The sequence below is a fragment of the Bartonella sp. ML70XJBT genome (assembly GCF_028618425.1).
In the GTDB taxonomy this organism is placed as follows: Bacteria; Pseudomonadota; Alphaproteobacteria; order Rhizobiales; family Rhizobiaceae; genus Bartonella.
On the sequence record NZ_JAQISX010000048.1, the window covers coordinates 1 to 4,718 of the forward strand.

General features: G+C 46.9%; 4 protein-coding genes. All 4 read left to right on the forward strand.

Annotation, left to right across the window (positions count from 1 at the left end; genetic code table 11):
• On the forward strand, positions 1-1,284 hold a 1,284-nt coding region (locus PVV65_RS09025; RefSeq protein ID WP_273789934.1), incomplete at its 5' end, for a phage tail sheath C-terminal domain-containing protein.
• A 3-nt stretch (positions 1,285-1,287) separates the two neighbouring features.
• Complete coding sequence (locus tag PVV65_RS09030) at positions 1,288-1,806, forward strand: phage major tail tube protein (RefSeq protein WP_273789935.1); 519 nt, start codon at positions 1,288-1,290, stop codon at positions 1,804-1,806.
• Between the two features lie 9 nt (positions 1,807-1,815).
• A complete protein-coding gene (locus tag PVV65_RS09035; RefSeq protein ID WP_273789936.1) occupies positions 1,816-2,229 on the forward strand; it encodes a hypothetical protein in 414 nt (137 codons plus the stop codon).
• A gap of 131 nt (positions 2,230-2,360) precedes the next feature.
• Positions 2,361-4,694, forward strand: coding sequence for a phage tail tape measure protein (locus tag PVV65_RS09040; RefSeq protein WP_273789937.1), 2,334 nt, complete (start codon positions 2,361-2,363; stop codon positions 4,692-4,694).
• Positions 4,695-4,718 lie beyond the last annotated feature (24 nt).

Below are 4,718 nucleotides of genomic sequence, written 5' to 3' on the forward strand. Positions count from 1 at the left end.
ATGGCAACAGAATTTAATCATGGTATTCGCATTGTAGAGGCTGGTGAGGATTCCCGTCCTTTAGCAACATTTGATCAAACCGCCATTGGAGCGGTTGTTACAGCCCCTGATGCGGATGCACAGACCTATCCCCTTAACGAGCCCGTGTTGGTCTTTACCCATGAGACAGAGAAAATCCAAAAGCTTGGGACAAGAGGAACAGCCCTTGATGTTATCAATGCCGTTCGTGCGCAAGGGATTGAGGCACAAGTGATCCTTGTGCGGGTGGAGGAAAAATCCACTATGGCTGAGACCCAAACCGAAATGGTGGGGTCAAGTGTTTCTTTAACCGGTGTTCATGCGCTAAAACATGCACGGGGGCATTTAGGTGTGGAACCTGGAATTCTTTTAGCGCCAGCTTATAGTGCAGGGCGCCTTGATAATGGCAAAAATCCACTAGCAGATGCTCTAGAACAGGTTGCTGAAAAGCTACAAGCCATTGCCGTGTTCGATACGGGGGGCAAAAATACGGAAGAAAGTCTTGCCTTTCGGGCAGATTTCTCCTCACGCTTTTGTTATCTGATTGACCCCTTTGTGCGGGTAGCAAATAGTGAGGGGGGCTTTAGTATCAAACCGGCAAGTCCCTTAGTGGCGGCGATGTTTATCAAACGTGACAAACAAAAGGGGGGTGTTTTTTGGTCCCCCTCTAACCAAGATGTGCATGGTATTTTAGGCACAGCACGCCCGATTAGCTATTTTGATGGGGAAATTGATCATGAGGCTAATCGCCTCAATCAAGCCGATATTGCCACCTTTATACCGGCACGCCTTAGCCAAAATGCGCATGGGCAAATGGCTGCTAATGGGCGCATTTTATGGGGCAATCACACCACCTCGAGTGATCCACTCTGGCGCTTTGTCAATGTGGTGCGCACCCGTGCAGCCTTGGAAAAAACCATCATTAACAATTTCCGCCCTTGGGCAAATGACGAAAACCTGACCGGTCAACATGTCATTGCCATTACCCGCAGCCTTACACAGTTTCTGGATGATCTGATTGCGCGTGGTGCACTGCTTGGAGGACGTGTTTGGTTTGACCGTGATTTGAATTCCAACAGCACTTTACAATTGGGAAAATTGCGGGTCGAGTTTGATGCAGAAGAAGTGCCACCTTTAGAAGATTTGAGTTTCGGCAGCCGGCGCAATAGCGCTTACTTTAATCGGCTCTCTGAAGATATCCAAAAGAAAATGACTTATCAATTTGGCGATACGCTTGAAACTTATCGCAAAGCAGCAAGGAGTTAAAGCATGACTTTACGCATTGTACGCGGTTTTACGCTGATTGTTGATGATGATGTGAATCTTCACCTTGATCTTGAAACATTGAAACTGCCCACGTTGGAAGAAATCACCGAAACCTATCAACCAGGGGGCTCTGACATGCAAATTGATGTAAGCGGTCTTGGTGTGAAAGCTTTAACCTTGCAAATGAAAATCCGCAGCCACACCCCAGAAATCATCGGTATCTTTGGTGGTTCCCCTGGTCTTCGTCATAAATTTACCGGCAAAAAACACGTGATCTCTGAAGAAGATGGGCGCGAGCATGAACATTCCATTGATGTTACAGGGCGCTTGGTCAAAGTTGATAGCGAAAGCTTAACGGCTGGAAAAGCGACAGGCTATGATTGCGAGATCAAAAATATTTGGGACTATACGGAATTTTGGGATGGTTCTGTTTTGCATCGCTTTTCCTTTAAACGGGGCGGTTGGCTCGTGCGCAATGGACAAGAGATCGGTTCTCGTCGACGCTCTATTCTCAATTTATAGGAATTAATCATGACAAGTTTACAAACAAGTGTTGAGGTGGAATTGCAGGTTCCCCTTGTTTATCAAGACAAGGATGGCAAAGAATCAATACGGCAGAAATTGATCTTTTATCGCCCAAATTTTAAGCAAGCACGCCAATTAGCTGTGTTGATTGGACCACAGCTGGCAAAGTTACTTTTGCCCGCTGTAGAAGAAGATAAAATACCTTTGAGCAATGATATTCTCATTTCCAAGCTTTGTGAGGCTTTATTTACCCATGAAGCCATGGAAGGAATCGCCGCGCTTCTGGCAGAGATGTCTCATGAATCTGTTGAACTGATTAATCGTCTTGATATTGTTGATCTTATGGCCGTGTTTAAGGTTTTTTTTGCTTTTTTTCCCAAACACCAATCCCCTATGCCGGACAATTTGGAGCCGAACTAGCCCTTTATTACCACTGGTCGGCTCTAGAGATCAATCAGATGGATTGGCTGGATGTGATTTCCTATCGAGAAGAATTAGCACGCATCAAACAACAAGAATATGAAAGCCATCAGTTAGGATAAGAGACGATTATGGATGTTTCCCTTGTTGTGCGTTTTGTCAATCATCTCCAAGAGGGGATCGCCTCTGCCAAGCGAGACTTAAGAGCCTTTAGCCTCGATATTGCGCATTTCCAAAACCAAACACGAAAGCATTTTAAAGGGTGGTTTGACCCTGAGCACTTGAAGGAATCTACAGAAAAAGCGCAAAATGCTTATATTCATGCGCGTGGGCGCATGGTAGGCGCCATTGCCCAAACAGCAACCTTAATTGCACCCCTCTATAAAGCCATGCAATTTGACCAATCAATGAAGGGCTTGGAAAAGGTTCTGGATGCCCCCCTTAATCGCTTAAAGGAATTGCGCCGTTTTGCTTTGGAAACCTCCACCAAAATTCCTCTCGCCGCCCGTGAAGTTTTAGAACTGATGACCAGTGCTAGCCAAGCAGGGATTGGTGAACAAGATTTAGAAGCTTTTAGTATTTATGCCGCCAAGGCAGCTGTTGCTTTTGATATGAGCGGGGATCAAATTGGGGAACGCTTTGCCAAATTACGCAATGTCTTTAAACTTAATCAAGCAGGCATCGAAGATCTAGGCGATGCCATCAACCATCTTTCCAACCACATGGCGGCCAAGGCAAGTGAGGTGTCTGATTTTACCAATCGGGCGACCGGTGCGGCAACTATGTTTAAACTGACAGCCCGCGAAACAGCAGCTTTTGGGACGGCGATGATTTCTGCTGGGATTGTCCCTGAGAGTGCCGCGCGTGGTTTTAACTCTATGAGTGCGCGCATACAAGCAGGGGGTAAACATATTGAAGATGCTTTTACCAATATTGGTCTCTCTCGCCAAAAATTTATGGAAGATTTGGAGAAAGATGCCACCGGTACCTTGGTGCGTTTTTTTGATGTGTTGGGCAAATCCGAACAGGGTATGCGCTCGCTGATTGCTATTGCTGGACGAGAGTTTACCGGTGATTTTGCCAAATTGGTGGGTAACCCCGAACTGTTAGGGCAAGCATTAGAGTATGTGAAAGACCCAAAAGTCTTTAAAGGCTCTGTCGAACAAGAGGCAGACAAACAGGCAACCGGTGCCATACGGCAATTTGAACTGTTGCAAAACCGCGTTGTGGCTTTAGGCATTACTATTGGTGAGGTGTTGTTGCCCCATGTGAACAGTTTAATGGCGAGTGTTGGTGGTTTTTTAAACGTGCTGATGGCATGGGCTAATGAACACCCTGTTTTAACCGGTGTGATCATCAAAACCATTGCTGCCCTAATGGCTTTTAACATCGCTTTGCGGGTTGTACGTTTTACTTTTGCTGGAACCCGCCTTGGGGTCCTGCAATTGATTGCCTCTTTTATCAAGATGAGGGCTGTGAGCGGTGCGCTGAAGGCAAGTTGGCGCGGGCTTTTGGCTTCAGGGCGCTCACTGGGCTTGCTCACCGCAGGACTTGGGGCACGTTCACTGCGACTTTTACGCCCCATGACCTTATTGATGGGCGCTTTGCGGGGAATTGCTGTCTCAGGGGCAGCATTTGCGAGCAGCTTTGGTTGGGTAGGAACTGTGATCGAAGTGGTTGGGGCGGGCATGTCCTCTGTTGTGGGAGGGCTTTTTACCCCGGTAGGGGCTGTGATTGCTGCTGTTGTGGCTGTTATCCTCGCTGCTGGTTTTGCTTTGTGGAAATATTGGGACCGCTTTTCTTCTTTTATAAAGGGCTTTGCACGGGGGATAACACGGGCTTTTGGCCAAGCCTTTGAAGCCGTCATGCGTTTTTTTGGTGCTGATACCAGCACCATCACCCGTTGGAAGAATATCATTGCTGCTGCTTTTGATTTCTCTCAAAATTGGCAAAAGTTTAAACAAGGTCTTGCCTCTGTTGCTCAAAGCTTTGAAGATTTGTGGAATGGAATTAAACAAAGCCTTTCCAATTTTTGGGAGTGGTTGAAGCGTTTTTTTTCTCAAGAAAAGCTCACGGATAGTGCTAAGGCGAGCATGGAACAAGCCGGAGAAGATTTAGCGGATTGGATTGTTAATGGTTTTATGGGCTCCATCTCACAATTGACGGACTTTTGTAAATCTTTACCTCACCGCATAAAGGGGTGGATTGGGTCGATTGATGTAAGAGATTATTTGCCAAGTTTTTTAGGAGGCAAAACGCCTCAGCCCCTTGTACAATTTGCAGGCGCTGGGCATGGCCATAGCTCTGTTCCAGAAGCAAAAGACAAAGAACGCGTCCCCATTACGCACAATCAAAATGTCACGGTGCATGTCAATGGCGCGCGTGATCCCATTGCAACGGGTTATGCGGTTCGTCATGCATTGCAACGGGCACGCGCCAATGCCTTGCACGGGGGAACAGAATGAGGGGGAATAGACCATGCAAGATCC